Consider the following 21,686-nt stretch of genomic DNA (forward strand, 5'->3'; position numbering starts at 1 on the left):
TGACGCCATGACACTGGAACAACTCAGGATTTTCATCGAAGTAGCCGAACGCGAGCATCTCACCCGCGCTTCCGAAGCGCTGCATCTCACCCCTTCGGCGGTGAGTTCGGCCATTCGCACGCTGGAAGAACGCTATGGCGCGACGCTTTTCAACCGCATCGGACGGCGAATCGAGCTGACCGGCGACGGACGCCTGTTTCTGGACGAGGCCCGGGCCGCGCTTGCCCGCGCCCGCGCCGCCGAGCGCATGTTGTCGGAACTGGGCGGCGGCAAGCGCGGCATTCTCGCCATCCACGCCAGCCAGACCATTGCAAGCTACTGGCTGCCATCCTTTCTGGCGCGGTTCCATGCCGCTTTTCCGATGATCGACGTGCAACTGACGCTGGGAAACACCGAAAGCGTGACCGAAGCGACGCAGGAGGGCGAGGCCGATATCGGTCTCGTGGAAGGCGCGGTACAGGCGGCATCCCTCTCCACAACCAGAGTGGCAAGCGATCAGCTCATTCTGGTGACGCGCCCGGATCATGCGTGGAGCGGCGCCAAAAGCCTTTCATGGGATCGGCTCTTTGAAGGCCAGTGGATCCTGCGCGAACAGGGATCGGGAACGCGCAGCGTTTTCGAGGATGCTATGCGGGTCTCAGGCTATGATCCGGCGCGGCTCAAGGTAGCGCTGGAACTGCCTTCCAACGAGGCAATCTGTTCGGCAGTGCGTTCTGGCGACTATGTCACCGCCATATCGGAACTGGTGGCCGCGCCGCATCTTGCCGCCGGAACGCTTGTGAAGGCCGATTTCGCCCTGCCGCAACGCCAGTTTCTCATGCTGTTGCACAATGACCGCTATCGGACCAAGGCGCTGCAAGGCTTTGCCAATATGCTTCAGCGTATCTGACGCAACAGATCGGGTTGCGGGAAACAGGTCGACGCCATGCCGTTTTTCGCCTGCCAGATGCCGATGGAGCGGCGCGTCTTGAAGCCCGGCAATCCGTCCGGCTTGCCGACATCGTAGCCATACGCCTGCAAGCGCTTCTGCATCGCGCCGATATCGGAGCGATACATGGTGCCAACATTGCCCCATGACTGGCGAAAATCGCCAGCGCCATAAGCGATGCGATCGCCGACATGGCCGATAAACAGCGCATAAAGGTCGCTCATATTATAGTCTTTGAGCACGTAAAAATTGGGCGTCACGACGAAGGCCGGGCCATAGCGTCCGGCAGGCATGAGCAGAAAGCCCTCGCCTTTCATTTCATTGGCCGGAAACGCCTTGCCGTTGGTGCGCGTGATGCCGAGCCTCGCCCATTCGGCCACAGGCTTGCCCTGATCCGGGCCTTCAAGCGAACAGGAGACGTTCTGCGGTACATTGACCTCGAAACCCCAGTCGCGTCCCTTTTGCCAGCCATGCAATTTCAGGTAATTGGCGATGGAGCCAAGCGTATCCGGCACGGAATTCCAGATGTCGCGCCTGCCGTCGCCGTCGAAATCGACGGCGTGTTTCAGATAGGAACTCGGCATGAATTGCGGCTGGCCGAGCGCACCGGCCCATGAGCTTTTCATGGCGGTTTCATCGATATAGCCTTTTGCGGCGATTTCGAGCGCAGCAATCAGTTCGGCCCGGAACATGTCCTTGCGGGTCGCCATGAAGGCCTTGGTGCCAAGCACCTCAAAGGCATTATAGGGAATCTTGACCGTGCCGAAGCCGGATTCGCGGCCCCAGACAGCCAACAGAACTTGTCCCGGAACACCGTATTTCTGCTCGATACGCCTCAACAGCCCGGCATATTGCGCATAACGCGCCTGCCCGCCGCTGGTGACGGTGTTCATTGTCTTCGCGTTGAAATATTTGGATGGCGCACCGAATTCAGCCTGTTTCTGCTCTTTCGGCGTGGAGGGCTTTTCGCCGGGAATAACGAGAGCGGGCAGTTTCCAGTTGATCGACACACCCGCGAAAGCCTGATCGAAGACGGCACGAGACACACCGGCGGCTTTCGCTTCGGGCCAAAGATCGCCTTCCAGCCAGTTGCGATACTGGCTTTCAATCTGAGCCTTCGATGGCGCAGCGGCAACAGGTGAAACAGCGAGAGCGGCAAGAAGTCCAAAAACGAATTTCCAACGCATTGCTGTCATTCGCCTGTCTCCCCAATTAGAGTGTGGTTCGCGCCCTGAGCGCTGCCGCCAGCGTGCCTTCGTCCAGATAATCGAGTTCGCCGCCCACCGGCACGCCATGCGCAAGCCGCGTGACGCGAATCTCGAAATTCGACAATTGATCGGTGATGTAATGCGCCGTCGTCTGGCCTTCGACGGTAGCGTTGACCGCAAGAATCACTTCCCTGATTTCGCCCGTCGCAACGCGCTCCACCAGCCCCTTGATGTTGAGATCGTCCGGGCCAATGCCATCGAGCGGCGACAGACGCCCGCCCAGAACATGGTAGCGCACATTCATCGTGCCCGCCCGCTCCAGCGCCCACAGGTCGGATACGTCCTCGACCACGATCAGGGTCGCGGGGTCGCGGCGCTCGTCGGTGCAGATGGTGCATGGGTCCGATGTATCGACATTGCCGCAGCACGAGCAGATGCGCACCTTTTCGGCAGCCTCCTGCATGGCGCCGCCGAGCGGCACCAGCAGCGCTTCCTTCTTCTTGATGAGATGCAGCGCCGCACGGCGCGCCGAACGCGGCCCCAACCCCGGCACACGGGCCAGAAGCTGGATCAGACGTTCGATTTCAGGACCGGCTATACGTTTGGACATTTGCTTAAGGGAGTAAGGGAATAGGGGAATAAGGGAGTAGGGAGCGGGAAGCCGGGAATATGCGACTGGCGGCAAACAACCGACCACATACTCCCCTACTCCCTTATTCCCCTACTCACTTAAAACGGCAGTTTGAATCCTGGAGGGATCGGCAGACCTGCGGTCAGCGACTGCGTCTTTTCGGCCATGGCGGCTTCGAGCTTCGCCTTGGCGTCGTTATGTGCCGCGATGATGAGGTCTTCGAGGATTTCCACCTCTTCCTCCTTCATCAGCGACGGGTCGATCTTCAGCGCCGACAGGGTGCCCTTGCCGGAAAGCGTGATCGTCACCAGCCCGCCGCCCGAAGAGGCCGAAGCTTCCATATTGGCGATTTCATCCTGCATGGCCTTCATCTTGGCCTGCAATTCCTTCGCCTGTTTCATCATGCCCATCATGTCACGCATGGGATTACTCCATCATTCCGTAAATCAGTCGTCTTCAGACGGTGCGCCCGGCGTTTCCGGCATGGCGTCGAGATCGATGTCCTCGTCGTCATTCTGTTCCGGCACGGCAATGCGCACATCGGTTATTTTCGCGCCGGGAAAGGCTGCGAGAATGGCCGCAACATCGGGATCGGCGCGCGCATCGGTCACCAGATTGTCGCGGCGCTCGTTTTCCGCCTCGGCGACGGTCTGGCCGGTCACGTCGCGCGCAACCGTTACCACCCAGCGGATGCCGGTCCAGTTCAGGAGGTGTTGCGAAATGTCGCTCGGCAGCGATTTCGGCGCATCGTCGGTCAGGCCGATTTCCAGCCGTCCCGGCGCAACCGCCGCCAGACGCACGCAGTTCTTGACCAATATCTTGAACTGCATGTCGCGATGCTTGTCAGCCAGCGCAACAATGTCATGCAGGCTGTTGACCGGCACGGAAGGCTGCGGCGCAGCTTCAGCCGGCTTCGGTGCGGGGGCCTGAACCGGCGGCGTTTCAACAATGCGCATGGCCGTAGCCGGTCCGCCAGCAGACGGAGAGGTCGAAGAAGCGCCAATCGCATCGGCGGCAAAACGCGCTTCCGGCGCGCTGCCGCCATTCGGCCGTCCCGAAGGCTGCGGGCGCGGCGACGGGGCGGAGGCGGTACCGTTTTCAAGTCCGCGCAGCGCTTCGTCCAGCGTCGGCAGGTCGCTCGCATGGGCAAGGCGAATCAGCAGCATTTCCGCCGCCTGCACAGGCCGCGTCGCCGTATCCACTTCCGCAATGCCCTTGAGCAGCATTTGCCATGTGCGCGACAGCACGCGCACCGAAAGCTTCTGCGCGAAATCACGTCCGCGCACGCGCTCGTCTTCCGATAGCGTCATGTCTTCCGCCACATCCGGCGTAAAGCGCAGTCGCGTTACCAGATGGTTGAAATCAGCAAGATCGGTCAGCACCACCGACGGATCGGCCCCAACATCATATTGGGCGCGAAATTCTCTCAAAGCGCCTGCCACATCACCACGCATCAGCATCTCGAACAGGTCGATGATGCGGGCGCGGTCGGCAAGCCCCAGCATGGAGCGCACGGCTTCCGCCGACACATGACCAGCGCCATGCGCAATGGCCTGATCGAAGATCGACAGCGAATCACGCGCCGATCCCTCACCAGCGCGTGCAATCATCGCCAGCGAGGCGTCATCCACATCGATCTGTTCGGCTTCCGCGATCCGGCGCAGATGCTGCGCCAGCGTACCCGATTCGATGCGGCGCAGGTCGAAACGCTGGCAACGCGACAGAACCGTGATCGGAACCTTGCGGATTTCAGTGGTGGCGAAGATGAATTTTACATGCGGCGGCGGCTCTTCCAGCGTCTTCAAAAGGCCGTTGAAAGCCTGATTGGAGAGCATGTGCACTTCGTCGATGATATAGACCTTGTAACGCGCCGAAACCGGGCGATAACGCACCTGTTCGATGATCTCGCGAATATCGTCGATGCCGGTATGCGAGGCGGCGTCCATCTCGATCACATCGACATGACGGCCTTCCATGATCGCCTGGCAATGCTCGCCCGGCACGGTGAGGTCGATGGTCGGCTGGTCGATCGTATCGGTCTTGTAATTGAGCGCGCGCGCCAGAATGCGCGCCGTCGTGGTCTTGCCCACGCCGCGCACACCGGTCAGCATCCAGGCTTGCGCGATGCGACCCGTCTCGAACGCATTTTTCAGCGTGCGAACCATCGGCTCCTGGCCGATGAGATCATTGAAATTCTGCGGACGATATTTGCGGGCGAGAACGCGATAGGCGCCATCGGCGGATTTCGTGTCCATAGCGGCCCTTCCGTTCTTCGTTCACGCTTTTTCTCTCATCGCCAGTTTGGACCGGACGTGACTGCCGCGTCAACACGAGACACATCCCATCAACAGCCGCTAACAATAGAGAAAAGGGTGGGAGGCTGGCACGGCGACCCGTGCCTTGCTCGTTAGGGCTGCTTCCTTCCGGACCTGACCCGGTTGGCGAGTGGCTCGTCCACCACCAACCTCCCGGTCTGCATATCGTCAATTGTGAAGCAAAATGCAAGGAGGGCACCGAGCAAAAAGCAAGCGCTCAACGAAAAAAACTGATAAGAATCGGCACATGGAACGATTTGAACTCGACAAACGGCTCGATGCCGATACGTTTTTCGTCGCCGAACTCGGCCTTTGCGAGTTGCGGCTGATGAACGATCGCCGCTGGCCCTGGCTGATCCTCGTACCGCGCAGACCCGGCCTCGCCGAAATTCACGATCTGACACCGCTCGACCAGACATTGCTGACCTTCGAGACGGGCATCGTGGCGCAGGCGCTCAAGACCGTAACCGAGTGCGAGAAGATCAACACCGGCGCATTGGGCAACATCGTGCGGCAATTGCATCTGCATGTGATCGCCCGCAACGAAGGCGATGCGGGCTGGCCCGGTCCCGTCTGGGGTCACGGCACCCGCGAAGCCTATGACGAAAACGACGCCCACAAATTCATCGCCGACATTCGCGCGGCGCTTTAGTCCCATAAATGATCCGAGATAATCATGGCTTTCCGTCTCTATGACCTGCCGGAAATCGAGCCAAGCCGATATGTCGGCTTTGCCGGTAACCGTATCGACCGCCTGTCCGAAAAGCGGCGGGACGATTCCGCCTTCAGCGCGCTGGAGCTTCCCGAAACGCGGCTCATGCTTCTGGGCGGCAACAGGATGCTCCTCGACTATGCGCAGGAAAAATCCCCCCGTGCGCTCTTCCGCCTCGACGAGGCAAAGGCTTTTGCGCCAGATCTGAACGAACCGATCCTGCTCGGTATTCAGGACGGTGCGCCAATCGTCGCCCTGATGACACCGCTGGACCCGGAGGCGCTGGAAGCCCCTCTCCGGGCGCAGGATTATCGCAGCATCTATACCGAAGGGCTGTTATCCACCGATCTCGTCGGCGCGCTGGCGCAGGCCGCAGCCCTCACCGCATGGCACGGCAACCATCGTTTCTGCGGACGCTGCGGCACCAAAACCGAAATGCGCGGGGGCGGCGCCAAGCGTCAATGTCCGAATTGCGGTGCGGAGCATTTTCCGCGCACCGACCCGGTGGCGATCATGCTGCCGGTCCGTGGTGAGAAATGCATATTGGCGAGAGGGCCGCATTTTGCGCCCGGTTCCTATTCCAGCCTTGCCGGTTTCATCGAACATGGCGAGACAATTGAAGCGGCCGTGCGCCGTGAAAGTTTTGAGGAAATGGGCCTTGCCATCGGGCGCGTCGCCTATCATGCGAGCCAACCCTGGCCCTTCCCCTATTCGCTGATGATCGGCTGCCACGCGGAAGTTCTGAGCGACGATTTCCTCATCGACCGCTCGGAACTTGAGGATGGACGCTGGTTTGATAAGGTCGAAGTGCGCGCCATGCTGGCCGGAACCCATGAAAACGGGTTGCGCGTACCGCCATCGGGAGCTATCGCGGCCCATCTCATAAGGGCGTGGGCGGAAAGCTGATCCCGCCCCGGCCCGCCCGGCCCGAATGCCTTACTCGGCCGCGAGCAGATGGGTGTCGCGCGATTCGCTGCCCTTATAGACGCCCAGAATGCGCACTTCCTTGGTGAAGAAGCGCAGTTCCTCCAGCGCAAGCTGCACATTATGGTCTTCCGGGTGGCCTTCGATGTCGGCATAGAACTGCGTGGCGATGAAACGCCCGCCGATCTGGTAGCTTTCAAGCTTCGTCATATTGATGCCGTTGGTAGCGAAGCCGCCCAGCGCCTTGTAGAGCGCTGCCGGGACGTTGCGTACGCGAAACACGAAAGTGGTCACGATGCGCTCGCCGTTTTCGGGCCGCGATGCCCACTGCTTTTCCTTCGAAAGCACCACGAAACGGGTGACGTTGTCTTCCGAATCCTCGACATTTTCTTCCAGGATTTCCAGCCCGTAGAGATCGGCGGCGAGACGCGGCGCAAGCGCTGCCATGGAGCGGTCCTTCATGTCGGCGACGAGGCGGGCGGCCCCTGCCGTATCGCCGGCGATGACGCCCTTCCAGCCATTCTGGCGAATGACATTGCGGCATTGGCCGAGCGCATGGACGTGGCTGTGAACGGTCCTGATTTCCTCACGCTTGACGCCCGGAAGCACCATGAGCTGGAAATGGATCGGCAGGAAATATTCGCCCACGATATGCATGTCGGCGAGCGGCAGCAGATAGTGAATATCGGCCACGCGCCCGGCGAGCGTGTTTTCGATCGGGATCATCGCCAGGTCGGCGGCACCGGTTTCAACCGCATTGAAGGCGTCCTCGAAAGTCGGGCACGGCAAAGGCTCCATATCGGGAAACATGTTGCGGCAGGCCGTATCGGAATTGGCGCCCGCTTCACCCTGAAAGGAAATCCGATTGGTTTTCATCGTGTCCATGCTTTCTCAAACGCGCCCCATCCTGCCGGGGACTTTCTGCTTGCTATAGACCCTTTGCGACAAGAAGCCGGGCGCGGTCAAGATCGGCCTGCGTGTCGACGCCGAGCGGCACCGTCTTCACAAGCTCCACATCGATACGCATTCCGGCTTCGAGAGCCCGCAACTGTTCGAGCTTCTCGCGCTTTTCGAGCGGCGACGGTCCAAGCTTCACGAAGCGTTCAAGCGCCGCACGGCGATAGGCGTAAAGCCCGATGTGATGGTAAAGCGGGCCTTCGCCGTAGGGTGCGGTGGCGCGGGTGAAATAAAGCGCGCGCAGGCGCGTGCTCGCGCCCTGCGGTGACCCCACGATCTTCACCACGCTCGGATTGGTCTTTTCCGATTCTTCCTCGATTTCGACGCCGAGCGTCGCAATATCCGCCGGGCCATCCTCCAGCGGCAGAAGCGCGCGGCGGATGATGTCGGGATCGATGGTCGGCAGGTCGCCCTGCACATTGACAATGGCGTCGATCTCACCCGCCGGGTCAATCTTCAGCAGCGCCTCATGGATGCGGTCGGAGCCGGATTCGTGATCGCCGCGCGTCATGACGACCTCGTGCCCGCTGGCCGTGACGATTGCGAAAACCTCCTCGCTATCGGTCGCGACCACGGTGCGGCCAAGCCCTGCAGCGGCCGCGCGATCAGCGACATGCACGATCATGGGCTTGCCGCAAATATCGGCGAGCGGCTTGTTCGGCAGGCGCGTGGAGGCCATCCGGGCGGGAATCAACGTGAGGGTCTTTAAGGTATGAAGCATGATCGCCTCTTGAGATCGATATGGTCACGGACGCCTTGTAACGCGGTTTGACTGTGCTGGAAATGCAGCAAAAGTGTCAAAAAGTCACGGGTCCCGTCCCTCTTATAGGTGTTGCATCGCCTTGGCAAAAGACCTAGTTTCCGCCCGATGCCGGGGAGAGAATTGTGACCTCGATTAGAGGTTTACATGCCGGCTAGGAGAGCGTTCTCTGGGAGAGCGTTTTGGTAGAGGGAGCGCTGACCGGCGATGAATTCAACCCGGACTAACAAGTTTATCATGGCATTTCTGGCAACGGTTTTCGTTGTCATGACGACAGGGATACTGTCCGATTCGCTGTTCCACTCGCCTGTGCCCGAAAAGCCGGGCTTTGCCATCGAAGCTGCGGAAGCCTCGACTGGCGAAGGAGGAGCAGCACCGGCGAAGGAAGAAGTTTCCATTGCGACGCTGTTGCAGTCGGCCGATCCGGCGCGCGGCGAAAAGGTCTTCAAGGTCTGTGCAGCTTGTCATACGGCTGACAAGGGCGGCGCCAACAAGATTGGCCCCAATCTCTGGGGTATCGTCGATCGCCCCGTGGCCTCCCACGAAGGCTTCAGCTACTCGGCCCCCATGAAGGAATTCGCCTCAGGCGGCAACAAGTGGGATTTTGAGCATCTCAACAAGTTCCTGACCTCCCCGAAGGGCTTGGTCAAGGGTACGGCGATGGGCTATGCCGGCAATAAGAAAGATGATCAGCGCGCCGATCTGATCGCCTATCTGCACACATTGTCCGACAATCCGGTTCCGCTCCCTACCGCCGATGCGGCGCCCGCCGAAGGCGGCGATGCCAAGCCGGCGGAAGCGCCCGCCAATTGAGCTGACGAAGCCGCTATTCTCAAAAAGCCCGGTTCGCCGGGCTTTTTTCTTGCCCAGATGAAATTTATTGTCCCCATGCCTTTCTTCCTCCGCAAAAACCCATAAAACTTTGCCTCCAAGAATCCGAAGCAGGAACGGAGAGGCTGGATGAGAGCTTTTTGGGCGGGTGCGTTCGCGGTGGCCATGCTCGCGACTACGGTGTCTATCGGTCGCGCAGACAATGCAGAGCCCCAATGGCGATATTCTTCCAGTCTCATCGGAGAGCCCAAATATCCGGCAGACTTCAAGCATTACGACTATGTGAACCCGAATGCGCCGAAGGGCGGCACGCTCAATCAGGTGGCGGTCGGCACTTTCGACAGCCTCAATCCCTTTGTGGTGCAGGGGGTCGCAGCGGCGGGCCTGTCCGATTTCGGCGGTGGCCTGCTCTACGATACGCTGATGACGGATTCGCTCGATCAGGGATCGACGCAATATCCGCTCATTGCCGAGGCGCTTCAGTATCCCGAGGATTATTCCTGGGTGAAATTCAGGCTCAATCCCACGGCCAGGTGGCATGACGGCCAGCCGATCACCGTCGATGACGTGATCTGGTCGTTCGAAACCCTGAAGAAGCAGTCGCCCATGTACAACAAATATTACGGCGATGTGGAAAAGGTGGAAAAGACCGGCGAACACGAGGTCAAATTCACCTTCTCGCAGAAGGGCAATCGCGAGCTGCCGCAGATTCTGGGGCAGCTTGCCGTGCTGCCGAAACATTGGTGGACGGGCAAGGATGCGCAAGGCAGGCTGCGGGATATCAGCCGCCCGACGCTGGAAATCCCGCTCGGCTCCGCCGCCTACAGGATCGAGAGTGCGACACCGGGGCGTTCCATCATCTGGGCCCGTGTGGACGATTACTGGGGCAAGGATTTGCCCGTCAATGTCGGGCGCAACAATTTCGATCATCTGCGTTACGAATATTATTTCAACGAAGATGCGACCTGGGAAGCCTTCAAGAAAGGCGGCCAATACGATTACCGGCTGGAGAATCGCGCCCAGCGCTGGGCCGAACAGTACAACTTCCCCGCCGTGAAGCGCGGCGATGTGGTGAAGGCATCTTTCCCCTACCATGCAGTGGGGCGTATGCAGGGCTATTTCCTCAATACGCGGCGCGACAAGTTCAAGGACCCGAAGGTGCGCGAGGCGCTGACCTATGCCTTCGACTTCGAATCGATGAACCGGCTGCTGTTCTTCAATCAGTACAAGCGCATCGAGAGCTATTTCGCCGGCAATGAGCTGGAACTGAGCGGCCCGCCGACGCCGGCAGAGCAGGCGATCCTCGAAACGGTCAAGGATCAGTTGCCAGCCGACGCGCTGACGAAAGAATTCAAACTGCCGGTCTATGACACGCCGCAGGCAACGCGCGAGAACCTGCGTACCGCGCTGAAGCTTTTCTCCGAAGCCGGATGGAAATTGCAGGGCAACAAGCTCGTCGATGCAAAGGGCAACCCGTTCACTATCGAATTTCTGGGCCGGGACCCAACGGATGAGCGCATCTACAACCCGTTTGCCCAGAATCTTCGAAAAATCGGAATTAACGCCACGGTGCGAATCGTCGATGCCGCGCAGTATCAGGCACGCGTGAATGACTTCGACTATGATGTCATCACGAGCGTCATCGGACAGTCGGGCTCGCCCGGCAACGAACAGCGCGACATGTGGGGTTCGAAAGCCGCCGATTTCAAAGGCAGCCGCAATTATGCGGGTATCAAGAACCCGGCCATCGACAAGCTGATCGACCGCGTGGTCTATGCCGGGGACCGCGACGAGCTGGTCGCCGCCACCCATGCGCTCGACCGGGCGCTGCTGTGGAACTATTACATCATCCCGCAATGGTATGACGACAAGATCAATATCGCCTATTGGAACAAGTTCGGAATGCCCGAAAAGCAGCCTGATTATTTGGGTATTGACCCGTTCTCCTGGTGGATAGACCCTGCGAAGGAAGCCAGACTCAAAACCGGCGGCGAATGAGGGCCGAACGAGAATGACGATCCTTTGCCTGAACCGCCGCTCCTTTCTGGGGCTTTCCGGCAGCGCAGCCATGGCGGCGCTGTTTCAGCCGAGGGCCTTTGCCGACATCCCGGCCGAAAAGCCGCTGCATGGCCTTTCGGCTTTCGGAGAATTGAAATACGGGCCCGATTTCACCCATTTCGACTATGCCAGCCCGGAAGCGCCAAAGGGCGGCACATTCAACTTTGCACCGGCGAGCTGGTACTGGAACCAGAACACCGACACTTTCAACACGCTCAACACCTTCACCTTCAAGGGCGACGCGCCGCCGCGCATGGAACTGACCTTCGATACGCTGATGGCCCCGGCGCTGGACGAGCCGGATTCCGTCTACGGACTGATCGCAAAAAGCGCGACCTTTTCGAAGGACCATCGCAGTTGTACTTTCGAACTGCGTGAAGAGGCGCGCTTTCACGACGGTTCCCCCATTGAGGCGAAAGACGTCGCTTTCACCTACAGGACGATCAGGGAGAAGGGGCATCCAATCCTGCGCCAGTATCTGGCCGGGGTTGAAAAGGTGGAAGCGACCGGCAAACACGCGGTGCGCATCCACATTCTCGCCGGGCGCGGACCGAAAGCGCTTCTCGATGCCGTGATCCTGCCAATCCTGTCGGAAGCCTGGTTCAAGGATCGCGATTTCGAAGCGACCACGATGGAGCCGGTGCTGGCTTCCGGGCCCTACAGGGTCGGAAATTTTTCCGCAGGGCAGTTTGTCGAGTATGATCGCGTCGGGGATTACTGGGCGAAAGACCTGCCGGTCCAGAAGGGCTCCAACCATTTCGACCGCATCCGCATAGAGTTCTTTCGCGATCGCCAGCCGCAATTCGAGGCCTTCAAGAAAGGCAGCATCGATTTTCGCGAGGAGAGTGTCGCCAAGAACTGGGCGACCGGATACGACTTCCCGGCCATTCGGCAGAAAAAGGTCGTCAAGCGCACTTTTCCGCGCGAGAAGCTGGCGCTCATGCAAGCCTGGGCGCTGAACCAGCGCCGCGAGCGTTTTCGCGATCCGCGTGTGCGGGAAGCAATCTCGCTCTGCTTCGATTTCGAATGGACCAACCAGAACCTGTTCTACAAGGTCTATACCCGTTCGCAATCCTGCTTCAACGGATCGGATTTTCAGGCAAACGGCTTGCCGACGCCGGACGAAATAAAGGTTCTGGAGCACTATCGCGACAAACTGCCGGAAGCGGTTTTCGGCGAAGCGCCGCTGATGCCCGTTTCGGACGGGACGGGACGCGACCGGAAACAGTTCGCGCAGGCCATCAAGCTGATGCAGGAAGCCGGTTTCGAGCGCAGGAACGGTCAGTTCCACGATCGTGACGGGGCAAAATTCACGCTCGAAATCCTGAGCAATTCGGAAGGTTTCTCCCGCGTTTACAATCCCTTCGTGCAGAAGCTGCGCGCCATCGGCATCGATGCAAGCCACCGGCTCGTCGATACGAGCCAGTATCAGGCGCGGGTGCAGGACTTCCAGTTCGACATGGTGGGAATGGCGCTTCAGTTCAGCGCCACGCCGACGCAGGAATCGCTTGCCGGCATGTTCGGCTCGCAATCGGCCAAACAACCGGGCAGCTATAATCTTCCAGGGACCGAGGACCCGCTGATCGATGCGCTGATCGCCGATATAGGCAAGGTTTCGACACGTGAGGAACTGGTCGCCGCCATGCGCGTGCTGGATCGGTACTTGCGTATCCGGCGCGACTGGATTCCAAATTGGACAGCAGCGAATCACAACGTAGCCTATTGGGACCGCTTCGGTTTCAAGGAACCGAAGCCAGATTACGGTTTTCCGGTCGAGACGCTGTGGTGGTTGGATGAAGAAAAGGCAAAAGCGATTGATAAGCCATAACGAGAAAAACGATCTCCAGAGAGAGCGCGGCTGATGGGCGCTTACATTCTCCGGCGACTGCTCCTGATGATCCCGACAATTCTGGGCATCATGGCTATTTCCTTCGCTGTCGTTCAGTTCGCTCCCGGCGGTCCGGTCGAGCGCGTGATCGCGCAGCTTTCCGGCCAGGGCGGCGATGCGCTTGACCGTCTTTCCGGCGGTGGCGGCGATTTCGGCCAGCAGAACGGCATGGACAGCGGCTCGGTCAATTCCAAATATCGCGGCGCGCAGGGGCTGGACCCGCAATTCATAGCCGATCTTGAAAAGCAGTTCGGCTTCGACAAGCCGCCGCTGGAACGCTTCGGCCTCATGCTTTGGAACTATGCGCGCTTCGATTTCGGGCGCAGCTATTTCCGCGACATCAGCGTGATCGACCTCATCAAGGAAAAAATGCCGGTCTCGATTTCGCTCGGCCTGTGGCTGACCTTCCTGTCCTATGCGATCTCGATCCCGCTCGGCATCCGCAAGGCGATAAAAGAAGGTACGCGCTTCGATACATGGACCAGCGCCGTCATCATTGTCGGCTATGCCATTCCAAGCTTCCTGTTCGCGATCCTGCTGATCGTGCTTTTTGCCGGCGGCTCCTTCTTCGACTGGTTCCCGCTGCGCGGTCTCACCTCGCCGGATTTTGCGCAGATGTCGTTCTGGGGCAAGATCGGCGATTATCTCTGGCACATGGTGCTGCCTGTGACCGCACTCGTGCTTTCGGCCTTCGCCACCACGACGCTTCTGACCAAGAATTCGTTTCTGGAAGAAATCCGCAAGCAATATGTAACCACCGCGCGCGCCAAGGGCCTGACCGAGAATCAGGTGCTCTATCGCCATGTCTTCCGCAACGCCATGCTCATCGTGATCGCCGGTTTTCCCGGCGCTTTCATTTCGGCTTTCTTTACGGGTTCGCTTCTGATCGAAACCATTTTCTCCCTCGACGGGCTGGGGCTGCTCGGCTACCAGTCGGTCATCAACCGTGATTATCCGGTCGTGTTCGCCAATCTTTTCATTTTCTCGCTGATCGGCCTTCTGGTCGGGCTTCTCTCCGATCTGATCTATACATGGATCGATCCGCGCATCGATTTTGAACGGAGGGACGTGTGATGACCGATACCGCCCTCTCCCCGACCGCAAAGCCTGTGAAGCGGCCTCAAAAGCGCCGGGGGCTGTCGCCGCTCAACCGCCGCCGCTGGCAGAATTTCAAATCCAACAAGCGCGGTTACTGGTCGCTGTGGATCTTTCTGTTCCTGCTCATTGCCGCCCTTTGTTCCGAATTCATCGCCAATGACCGACCCATTCTCGTCTCCTACAAGGGCGAGTTGCTGGCCCCGGTCTTCGTCGATTATCCGGAGGAAAAATTCGGCGGCTTTTATGCCGTCACCGATTATCGCGATCCAGTGATACAGGATGAGATTGCCCAAAACGGCTGGGCGATCTGGCCACCGATCCGCTATTCCTACAACACCGTGAACAATGAGATCCCGGAAGCCGCGCCCTCAAAACCCTTCTGGCTTTATTCGGCGGAAGAACGCTGCCAACGCTATCCGCAAGGCGTGAACGACCCGAATTGCCGCTTCGGCAATTTCAACCTGCTCGGCACTGACGATCAGGCGCGCGACGTCTTTGCTCGCGCCCTTTATGGGTTTCGCATTTCGGTGCTGTTCGGCCTGATTCTGACTTTCTTCTCCGCCATTATCGGCGTGAGCGCAGGCGCGGTGCAGGGCTATTTTGGCGGCTGGGTCGATCTTCTGTTCCAGCGCTTCATCGAAATCTGGTCCTCCATCCCCGTTCTCTATCTGCTGCTCATTATCGCGGCTATTTTGCCGCCGGGCTTCTGGGTGCTGCTCGGCATCATGCTGCTGTTCTCATGGGTAGCCTTTGTGGGCGTGGTGCGCGCCGAATTCCTGCGTGCCAGAAACTTTGAATATGTAAATGCGGCGCGCGCGCTCGGCGTGAAAAACGGCACCATCATGTGGCGGCATCTTCTGCCCAATGCCATGGTGGCGACGCTGACCTTCCTGCCCTTCATCCTCAATGGCTCGATCACCACGCTGACCTCGCTCGACTTTTTGGGCTTCGGCCTGCCGCCCGGCTCCGCCTCGCTTGGTGAGTTGCTGGCGCAGGGCAAAAACAATCTGCAAGCGCCATGGCTCGGCATGACCGGCTTTGTGGTCATCTCGCTGATGCTGTCGCTGCTGATCTTCATCGGCGAGGCGACACGCGACGCTTTCGATCCGCGAAAGGCATTTCAATGAACAACGGATCGATGAACAAATCAGGGAACGAAGTTCTGCTTTCCGTCCGCGATCTGTCGGTCGCCTTCCGCCAGAATGGCGAAGAGCGCATTGCCGTTGACCGCGTGTCCTTCGACATTGCCGAAGGCGAAACGGTGGCGCTTGTCGGCGAATCGGGATCGGGCAAATCCGTTTCCGCACTTTCGGTGCTGAAACTCCTGCCCTATCCGGCAGCGAGCCATCCTTCCGGCGAAATACACTTCAACGGCCGCGATCTGATGCAGGCTCAAGAGCCGGAATTGCGGCGTGTGCGCGGCAACGATGTCGCGATGATCTTTCAGGAGCCTATGACATCGCTCAACCCGTTGCATAGCGTCGAGCGGCAGGTCGGCGAAATCCTGCGCGTGCATCAGGGCATGGGCGATCAGGCATCGCGGGCGCGCACGCTGGAGCTTCTGAACGAAGTCGGCATTCGCGAACCGGAAAAGCGCCTGTCCGCCTTTCCGCATCAATTGTCCGGTGGGCAGCGCCAGCGCGTGATGATCGCCATGGCGCTGGCCAACAAGCCGAAACTGCTGATTGCAGACGAGCCGACAACGGCGCTCGACGTGACCGTGCAGGCGCAGATTCTAAAACTTCTGGCCGAGTTGAAAGCCGCACAAGGCATGTCGATGCTGTTCATCACGCATGATCTGGGCATCGTGCGCAAGATCGCCGACCGGGTTTGCGTGATGAGCAAGGGCAAAATTGTCGAAGCCGGCCCGACAAGGGAAATCTTCGAGAATCCGCAGCACGATTACACCAAACACCTGCTTGCCGCCGAACCGAAGGGCGAACCGCCCGCAGCCAATCCGGCGGCAAAGACCGTGATGGAAGGCAGGGACATTCGCGTCTGGTTCCCGATCAAGAAGGGTTTCATGCGCAAGACCGTCGATCATGTGAAGGCGGTGGACGGCATCGATATCAATTTGCGCGCCGGACAGACATTGGGCGTGGTAGGCGAATCGGGTTCCGGCAAGACGACGCTGGGGCTGGCGCTGTCGCGCATGATTTCGTCCAAGGGCGAGATCAGTTTCGACGGACGCGACATTGCAAAATTCAGCTTCAAGGACATGCGCCCGCTGCGCCGCGAAATGCAGATCGTGTTTCAGGACCCGTTCGGCTCGCTCTCGCCGCGCATGACCATTGCCGACATCATCGCCGAAGGGCTTCTGGTGCATGAGCCGAAACTTATCCCCGATGAGCGCGACGAACGTGTCGTGGCGGCTCTACGGGAAGTGAACCTCGACCCCGAAACCCGCTTCCGCTATCCGCATGAATTTTCCGGCGGCCAGCGCCAGCGAATCGCGATTGCGCGCGCCATGGTTTTGAATCCCAAATTCGTCATGTTGGATGAGCCGACCTCGGCGCTCGACATGAGCGTGCAGGCGCAGGTGGTCGATCTCTTGCGTGCCTTGCAGAAGAAGCACGATCTCGCCTATCTTTTCATCAGTCACGATCTGAAAGTGGTGCGGGCGCTGGCCAATGACCTGCTGGTGATGCGCAATGGCAAGGCGGTCGAATATGGCGCGGCAATGGATGTGTTCGCCAATCCGCAGACCGACTATACCAAGGCGCTGATGGCTGCGGCCTTCCATATGGAGGCAACCGAAGGAGGGGTAAAACAATGAGCGAAACCAAGGGCAATATCCTTCTGGCGATTACCGACTGGGACCCGGAAATCTGGCTCAAAACATTCAAGGAGCACGCGCCCGACCGTGCAATCGTAACGGACCGCACTGAAAACGATCCGTCGATCAAATATGCGCTGGTGTGGAAACAAAAGCCCGGGTCGCTGGCCAATCTGCCCAATCTGAAAGTGATTTTCTCGCTTGGCGCGGGCGTCGATCATGTCTTCCGCGATGACCGCATCCCCGATGTACCGCTGGTGCGTATCATCTCCGGCGACCTGACCATGCGCATGACTGAATATGTCGTCTGGCAGGTGCTCGACCATCACCGCCTCGGCTATCGCTATCGCAAGCAGCAGCGCAATCATGTCTGGCATGAAGATCGCCGCCAGCCCGCCGCCCATGAAGTGACTGTCGGCATCATGGGGCTTGGCGTATTGGGTCGCGATGCGGCGGAAAAGCTCAAAAACCTCGGCTTCAATGTCACCGGCTGGAGCCGCCGCCCACAGGAAATCGATGGTGGAATAACCTATCACGGCAAGGACGGTTTTGCTTCATTCCTGAAAACCGCCGATATTTTTGTCTGCTTGCTGCCACTGACGCCCGACACGAAGGGCATTCTCTCCATGTCAATGTTTGCACAGATGAAAAGCGACGGCCCGCTTGGCGCGCCGGTGCTGATCAATGCCGGACGCGGCGGCTTGCAGAATGAAGCCGATATTCTGGCAGCACTGGATCGCGGACTGCTTTCCGCCGCAACGCTCGACGTGTTCAATCAGGAGCCGTTGCCATCCGATAGCCCCTTCTGGGACCATCCGCGCGTGACGATCACGCCGCACGCGGCAGCCAGTTCTTCGGCGACCGCGCTGGTGCCGCAGATCATCCGGCAGATTGAAGCCTTTGAACGCGACGGTACGCTGGAGCACGTTGTCGACCGCAATACCCAGTATTAGGCAGCGATCTCGATTCCTCCATCCTCGCCGACCGTCACCCGATGGTCGGCGAGTTGCTTTTGTGTCTCGCGGTCGAGTTCGACGGCAATCGGCACATCAAGCCTCATTTCACGCGCGACGATCAGGCCGAGAAGCAGGATCGCATCAGGCTCGTGCAAAACGATAGCCGCAGGCGCGTGCCCGGCGTGAACCAGTTCCAGAAGCACGGCGGCAGCCGAAGACGAGCCGATAGTCCCCGGCAGACATAGAACGCGACCGGCGATGCTGGTCCCGTGTTCAGGATGGCGCACATCGGCGATACGTCCGCTTTTCGGATCGACACCGCCCCAGAAACTGATCGGCGCGGACAAAACCAGCGCCTCAGCCTCGGCGCCTTTTCCCGCAACAAGGATCGTGGCTTCGAGCCTGCTCATGCCGCTTGCTCCTCAAAAACAGGACTGCCCGCGACGGCGCTTTCCACGCATTCCTCCAGCGAGCCGTAAAGCACGCCATAACCTGTATTGCCCGGCGCATAATGGGCAAACTTGCCAGAATTCGTCATTAGAACCGCATTATCCTTAGCTGGCAAAATAGGCGTAACGACCACACAGGTATCCGCCACGATGACAACACCAGCTTTTTCCAATGCCTGCCTGCGTCCATCCTTTTCAAGCTCCGCCAATGCATGACGCCCCGTACAGGCATAGAGCGGTACGGCGAGCCTGCGCCCGGCGATGGCGCGTTCCAGTCGATCGAACTCGGCAACGGAAAGATGCGGGCTGCCGATGGCAACCGCATCGATATGATCAACATACTCGACCGTGGACAGGCGCTTGCGCGTTGCATCGATCATGGCTTGTGTGACATGGATCACGCCTTCCGGCTTTTGATGCTGAAGCGCGGTGGCAAGATCAGGGGCCTCCGGCGTCACGCCTGCGATATGGAACAGCCCGACCGAACCGACCGAAGCGCTGGCTGCACCAAAGGCCTTCAGATCGTCTTCGCTCGGATGCACAGCACCGCCCGTGACAACACCGATATTCGTGCCAACACTGCGCCCGAACAGATTGCCCAAAATGGGCCATGCCACTTCCGTACGCAAAAAGGCCGGATCGATAGCCGAAATGTCGAGCACCACTGTGGCGCGACGGTTTTCCGTGCGGTGCAGGCCGTAATCAGGTGCGCGCCCCGCAATGGCACAGGCAATATCGAGAAAATCGCCATAGCGGTTGGTACGGGCACCAAGCACCGAATTGCAAAACACGACAGCATTGGATTCGCCCCAAGCCACATCCGTGCCTTTTTCCGGGCGATGCCCCGCCTGATAGGGCGCGCAGGTCCATGTCGGCTCGCAGCCGAGCTTGATATAGGCGCGCATCATGCGCTTGGCCATTTCGGCTTCATGAGCCGGCAAATGATTGCGCGAACAGCCAGTAAGATCGATGGAACCGACATTGAGCGTCGAGCGGATTTTGACCTTCGCGCCGCCCTCTACCAGCTTCTCGGCAAAAAGCGTACCGCTGTCACCGTGATAGAGCGCGCCATCGATATGGGCGGAAGCAATCGGCAAAAGACGGGTCGCGCCCATCAGATGCGCGGTATCAGCGACAATGCGCATGGCCATCGCCGCGCCCTCCCCCTGATCGCCTGCGGCTATCGACCGTTCTTCATCGTCAAGCGTCAGCAACCTGATCAGCCCTTTTTGCGCGCTTTATAGCGGACGGTTTCAAAACGGACATTCAGCGCATTATAGAGGAGCAGTCGTCCCACCAGCGGTTCGCCAATGCCGGCCACCAGTTTGATGACTTCCATCGCCTGCAAGCTGCCGATCACGCCCGGCAATACGCCCAAAACGCCGGCTTCGGCACAGGACGGCACGGTTCCGGGCGGCGGTGCTTCCGGGAACAGATCACGATAGGACGGGTTCGGCGCGCCATCCGGGCCGGTTGCATAGGGCATCAGCACGGTGACGGTGCCGTCGAAACGCCCCATCGCGCCTGTGACAAGCGGACGGCCCACCTTTGCCGCCGTATCGGCCACAATATAGCGCGTGGCAAAATTATCCGATCCGTCCACCACCACGTCGAAACCTGCGATCAGCGCCTCCGCATTCTCCGCATCAAGCCGGAGCTGATGGCCTTCAACCTTCACATGCGGATTGATGCGCACAACTGCGCCAAGAGCGCTCTCGACCTTCGCCTGACCGACATTTCCCGTGTCGTGGATCACCTGCCGTTGCAGGTTCGACAGCGAAACCGTGTCGTCATCGACAATGCCAAGTGTGCCGATACCCGCCGCCGCGAGATATTGCAGCACGGGCGCGCCAAGCCCGCCAGCACCGACAACCAGTACGCGGGCGGCTTTCAGCTTCTGCTGGCCCGGCCCACCGATTTCCGGCAGCACGATATGGCGCGCATAGCGCTCAAGTTCTTCGGATGAAAAAGGCTTCGATAGTGCGTTCATGATGGCCGAACATAGGCCGATCACAGAGCGCTGTCAGCGGATATTTTGCCTCACATCCGTGTCAGTTGGCCGGCAGACACGTTGAAAAACTGCGCATCGCCGCCAAGCGCGTCGAACAGCGCGCGATCCGTGCCGGTCATGAAAGCCTGCCCGCCCAGATCGTCAAGAATGCCGAAGAGCGCGGCTCTGCGTCCCGTATCGAGATGCGCGGCAATCTCGTCCAGAAGCAGGATCGGCGCCATGCCGGACAGTTCGCCGGTCAGCCGCGCATGGGCCAGCACCAGACCGATCAAAAGCGCCTTCTGTTCGCCCGTCGAGCAAAGTGCTGCGGGCATGGATTTCGGCCTATGCTGCACGACGAGATCGGTGCGGTGCGGACCTTCCAGTGTGCGCCCGGCAGAACGGTCACGCGCACGGCCGTCACGCAATGTACGGCGGAAATCCTCCTCCAGATCGAGTGCCGCCTCCACACCGATGCGCTGTTCCAGCGCGCCTTCCAGAAAACAGTCGGCTTTCGGAAATGGACCTTCGGTGGGAAGCCGCTCGATCATGGCTGCGATCAACCGCATGGCTTCGGCGCGCGCCGCCGCGATCGCGGTGCCCAATTCCGCCATCTGTCTTTCGATGGCATCCAGCCAGCGGTCGTCCATATTGCCGTCATTGAGGAGACGGTTGCGGCTGCGCATGGCTTTTTCATAATCGAGCACGCGCTTGCCATGCGCAGTGTCGATGGCCAGAACCATGCGGTCTAGAAAGCGCCGCCGGTCGGATGCGCCACCGGTAAAAAGCCCGTCCATGGACGGCACGACCCAGAGAATGCGCGCATAATCGAGAAGCTCGTCGCCGGATGCTGCGATTGCGTTGATACGCACCTTGCGCCCGCCTTCGCCGCCGCCTGCGGTTCCGGTGCCAATCTCGGCCTCACCATAGATCATGCAATCGAGGGTTGCATGGATGACAAAACCATCTTCGGCGCCGTTGCGCGCCACATCGTCATAGGCTGCGCGACGAAGCCCGCGCCCCGGTGACAGAAAGGAAACCGCCTCGATGAGATTGGTCTTGCCGGAGCCATTTTCACCGGTCAGCACCACGTGGCCGGGGCCAAGCGGCAGCGACAATTCGGCATAATTGCGGAAATTGACAAGCTTAAGCCGCCGGACCGAAACCCGGTCGGGGCGGCTTGTTATATCGTCTTTTATATCCAC

At 59.5% G+C, this 21,686-nt stretch carries 20 protein-coding genes and 1 other RNA gene; 10 read left to right on the forward strand and 11 right to left on the reverse strand.

The window, feature by feature from the left end:
• Positions 1-7 precede the first annotated feature (7 nt).
• The gene (locus tag FHS76_RS00870; protein ID WP_183646690.1) at positions 8-889 is read left to right on the forward strand and encodes a LysR family transcriptional regulator; all 882 of its coding nucleotides are present in this window, start codon (positions 8-10) and stop codon (positions 887-889) included.
• Here FHS76_RS00870 and FHS76_RS00875 read toward each other — a convergent pair.
• From FHS76_RS00875 to ffs, 5 genes are all read right to left on the reverse strand, one after another.
• Complete coding sequence (locus FHS76_RS00875; protein WP_183646692.1) at positions 877-2,124, reverse strand: lytic murein transglycosylase; 1,248 nt, start codon at positions 2,122-2,124, stop codon at positions 877-879. The genes FHS76_RS00870 and FHS76_RS00875 overlap by 13 nt on opposite strands.
• A gap of 16 nt (positions 2,125-2,140) precedes the next feature.
• The gene (gene recR, locus FHS76_RS00880) at positions 2,141-2,746 is read right to left on the reverse strand and encodes a recombination mediator RecR (protein WP_183646694.1); all 606 of its coding nucleotides are present in this window, start codon (positions 2,744-2,746) and stop codon (positions 2,141-2,143) included.
• A gap of 119 nt (positions 2,747-2,865) precedes the next feature.
• On the reverse strand, positions 2,866-3,189 hold the full coding sequence (locus tag FHS76_RS00885) for a YbaB/EbfC family nucleoid-associated protein (RefSeq protein WP_183646696.1): 324 nt from the start codon (positions 3,187-3,189) through the stop codon (positions 2,866-2,868).
• A gap of 24 nt (positions 3,190-3,213) precedes the next feature.
• Positions 3,214-5,022: a DNA polymerase III subunit gamma/tau gene (locus FHS76_RS00890; protein WP_183646698.1), complete on the reverse strand. Its 1,809-nt coding sequence runs from the start codon at positions 5,020-5,022 to the stop codon at positions 3,214-3,216.
• Between the two features lie 117 nt (positions 5,023-5,139).
• Positions 5,140-5,236, reverse strand: an RNA gene (ffs, locus tag FHS76_RS00895) — signal recognition particle sRNA small type.
• Positions 5,237-5,329: 93 nt separating this feature from the next.
• Here ffs and FHS76_RS00900 point away from each other — a divergent pair.
• Together FHS76_RS00900 and nudC are read left to right on the forward strand one after the other, a co-directional pair.
• The gene (locus FHS76_RS00900; protein WP_183646699.1) at positions 5,330-5,734 is read left to right on the forward strand and encodes an HIT domain-containing protein; all 405 of its coding nucleotides are present in this window, start codon (positions 5,330-5,332) and stop codon (positions 5,732-5,734) included.
• 24 nt (positions 5,735-5,758) lie between these two features.
• Positions 5,759-6,700: an NAD(+) diphosphatase gene (gene nudC, locus FHS76_RS00905; RefSeq protein ID WP_183646701.1), complete on the forward strand. Its 942-nt coding sequence runs from the start codon at positions 5,759-5,761 to the stop codon at positions 6,698-6,700.
• Between the two features lie 30 nt (positions 6,701-6,730).
• On the opposite strand, the gene FHS76_RS00910 is transcribed toward nudC, so the two are convergent.
• Positions 6,731-7,594: a prephenate dehydratase gene (locus FHS76_RS00910; protein WP_183647460.1), complete on the reverse strand. Its 864-nt coding sequence runs from the start codon at positions 7,592-7,594 to the stop codon at positions 6,731-6,733.
• Positions 7,595-7,646: 52 nt separating this feature from the next.
• Positions 7,647-8,396 carry a 3-deoxy-manno-octulosonate cytidylyltransferase gene (locus FHS76_RS00915; RefSeq protein ID WP_183646703.1) on the reverse strand — a complete coding sequence of 250 codons (750 nt, stop codon included), beginning with the start codon at positions 8,394-8,396 and terminating at the stop codon, positions 7,647-7,649.
• Positions 8,397-8,642: 246 nt separating this feature from the next.
• Here FHS76_RS00915 and FHS76_RS00920 point away from each other — a divergent pair, with 246 nt between their 5' ends.
• The 7 genes from FHS76_RS00920 (at position 8,643) to FHS76_RS00950 (ending at position 18,039) form a co-directional block, all read left to right on the forward strand.
• Positions 8,643-9,248, forward strand: coding sequence for a c-type cytochrome (locus FHS76_RS00920; RefSeq protein ID WP_183646706.1), 606 nt, complete (start codon positions 8,643-8,645; stop codon positions 9,246-9,248).
• 147 nt (positions 9,249-9,395) lie between these two features.
• Positions 9,396-11,264, forward strand: coding sequence for an extracellular solute-binding protein (locus tag FHS76_RS00925; protein ID WP_183646709.1), 1,869 nt, complete (start codon positions 9,396-9,398; stop codon positions 11,262-11,264).
• A 13-nt stretch (positions 11,265-11,277) separates the two neighbouring features.
• Positions 11,278-13,152 (forward strand): extracellular solute-binding protein, encoded by a 1,875-nt coding sequence (locus tag FHS76_RS00930; RefSeq protein ID WP_183646712.1) that lies wholly within the window; start codon positions 11,278-11,280, stop codon positions 13,150-13,152.
• Between the two features lie 33 nt (positions 13,153-13,185).
• On the forward strand, positions 13,186-14,286 hold the full coding sequence (locus FHS76_RS00935; RefSeq protein WP_183646715.1) for a microcin C ABC transporter permease YejB: 1,101 nt from the start codon (positions 13,186-13,188) through the stop codon (positions 14,284-14,286).
• Complete coding sequence (locus tag FHS76_RS00940) at positions 14,286-15,437, forward strand: ABC transporter permease (RefSeq protein WP_183646718.1); 1,152 nt, start codon at positions 14,286-14,288, stop codon at positions 15,435-15,437. The genes FHS76_RS00935 and FHS76_RS00940 overlap by 1 nt, the downstream gene beginning before the upstream one ends.
• Entirely contained in the window at positions 15,434-17,086 is a 1,653-nt protein-coding gene (locus tag FHS76_RS00945; protein ID WP_183646721.1) for an ABC transporter ATP-binding protein, read from the forward strand. The genes FHS76_RS00940 and FHS76_RS00945 overlap by 4 nt, the downstream gene beginning before the upstream one ends.
• On the forward strand, positions 17,083-18,039 hold the full coding sequence (locus FHS76_RS00950; protein ID WP_183646724.1) for a 2-hydroxyacid dehydrogenase: 957 nt from the start codon (positions 17,083-17,085) through the stop codon (positions 18,037-18,039). Before FHS76_RS00945 ends, FHS76_RS00950 begins: the two co-directional genes overlap by 4 nt.
• On the opposite strand, the gene FHS76_RS00955 is transcribed toward FHS76_RS00950, so the two are convergent.
• The 4 genes from FHS76_RS00955 to recF are packed head-to-tail and all read right to left on the reverse strand — an operon-like array spanning position 18,036 to position 21,686.
• Complete coding sequence (locus FHS76_RS00955) at positions 18,036-18,452, reverse strand: aconitase X swivel domain-containing protein (protein WP_183646727.1); 417 nt, start codon at positions 18,450-18,452, stop codon at positions 18,036-18,038. The two genes, FHS76_RS00950 and FHS76_RS00955, sit on opposite strands and share 4 nt — an antisense overlap.
• Positions 18,449-19,705: an aconitase X gene (locus FHS76_RS00960; protein WP_210305965.1), complete on the reverse strand. Its 1,257-nt coding sequence runs from the start codon at positions 19,703-19,705 to the stop codon at positions 18,449-18,451. The genes FHS76_RS00955 and FHS76_RS00960 overlap by 4 nt, the downstream gene beginning before the upstream one ends.
• Before the next feature lie 5 nt (positions 19,706-19,710).
• Entirely contained in the window at positions 19,711-20,481 is a 771-nt protein-coding gene (locus FHS76_RS00965) for a molybdopterin-synthase adenylyltransferase MoeB (protein WP_183646730.1), read from the reverse strand.
• 50 nt (positions 20,482-20,531) lie between these two features.
• Positions 20,532-21,686 carry a DNA replication/repair protein RecF gene (recF, locus tag FHS76_RS00970; RefSeq protein WP_183646733.1) on the reverse strand — a complete coding sequence of 385 codons (1,155 nt, stop codon included), beginning with the start codon at positions 21,684-21,686 and terminating at the stop codon, positions 20,532-20,534.

This window comes from Brucella daejeonensis, assembly GCF_014199265.1.
GTDB classification, from domain to species: Bacteria; Pseudomonadota; Alphaproteobacteria; order Rhizobiales; family Rhizobiaceae; genus Brucella; species Brucella daejeonensis.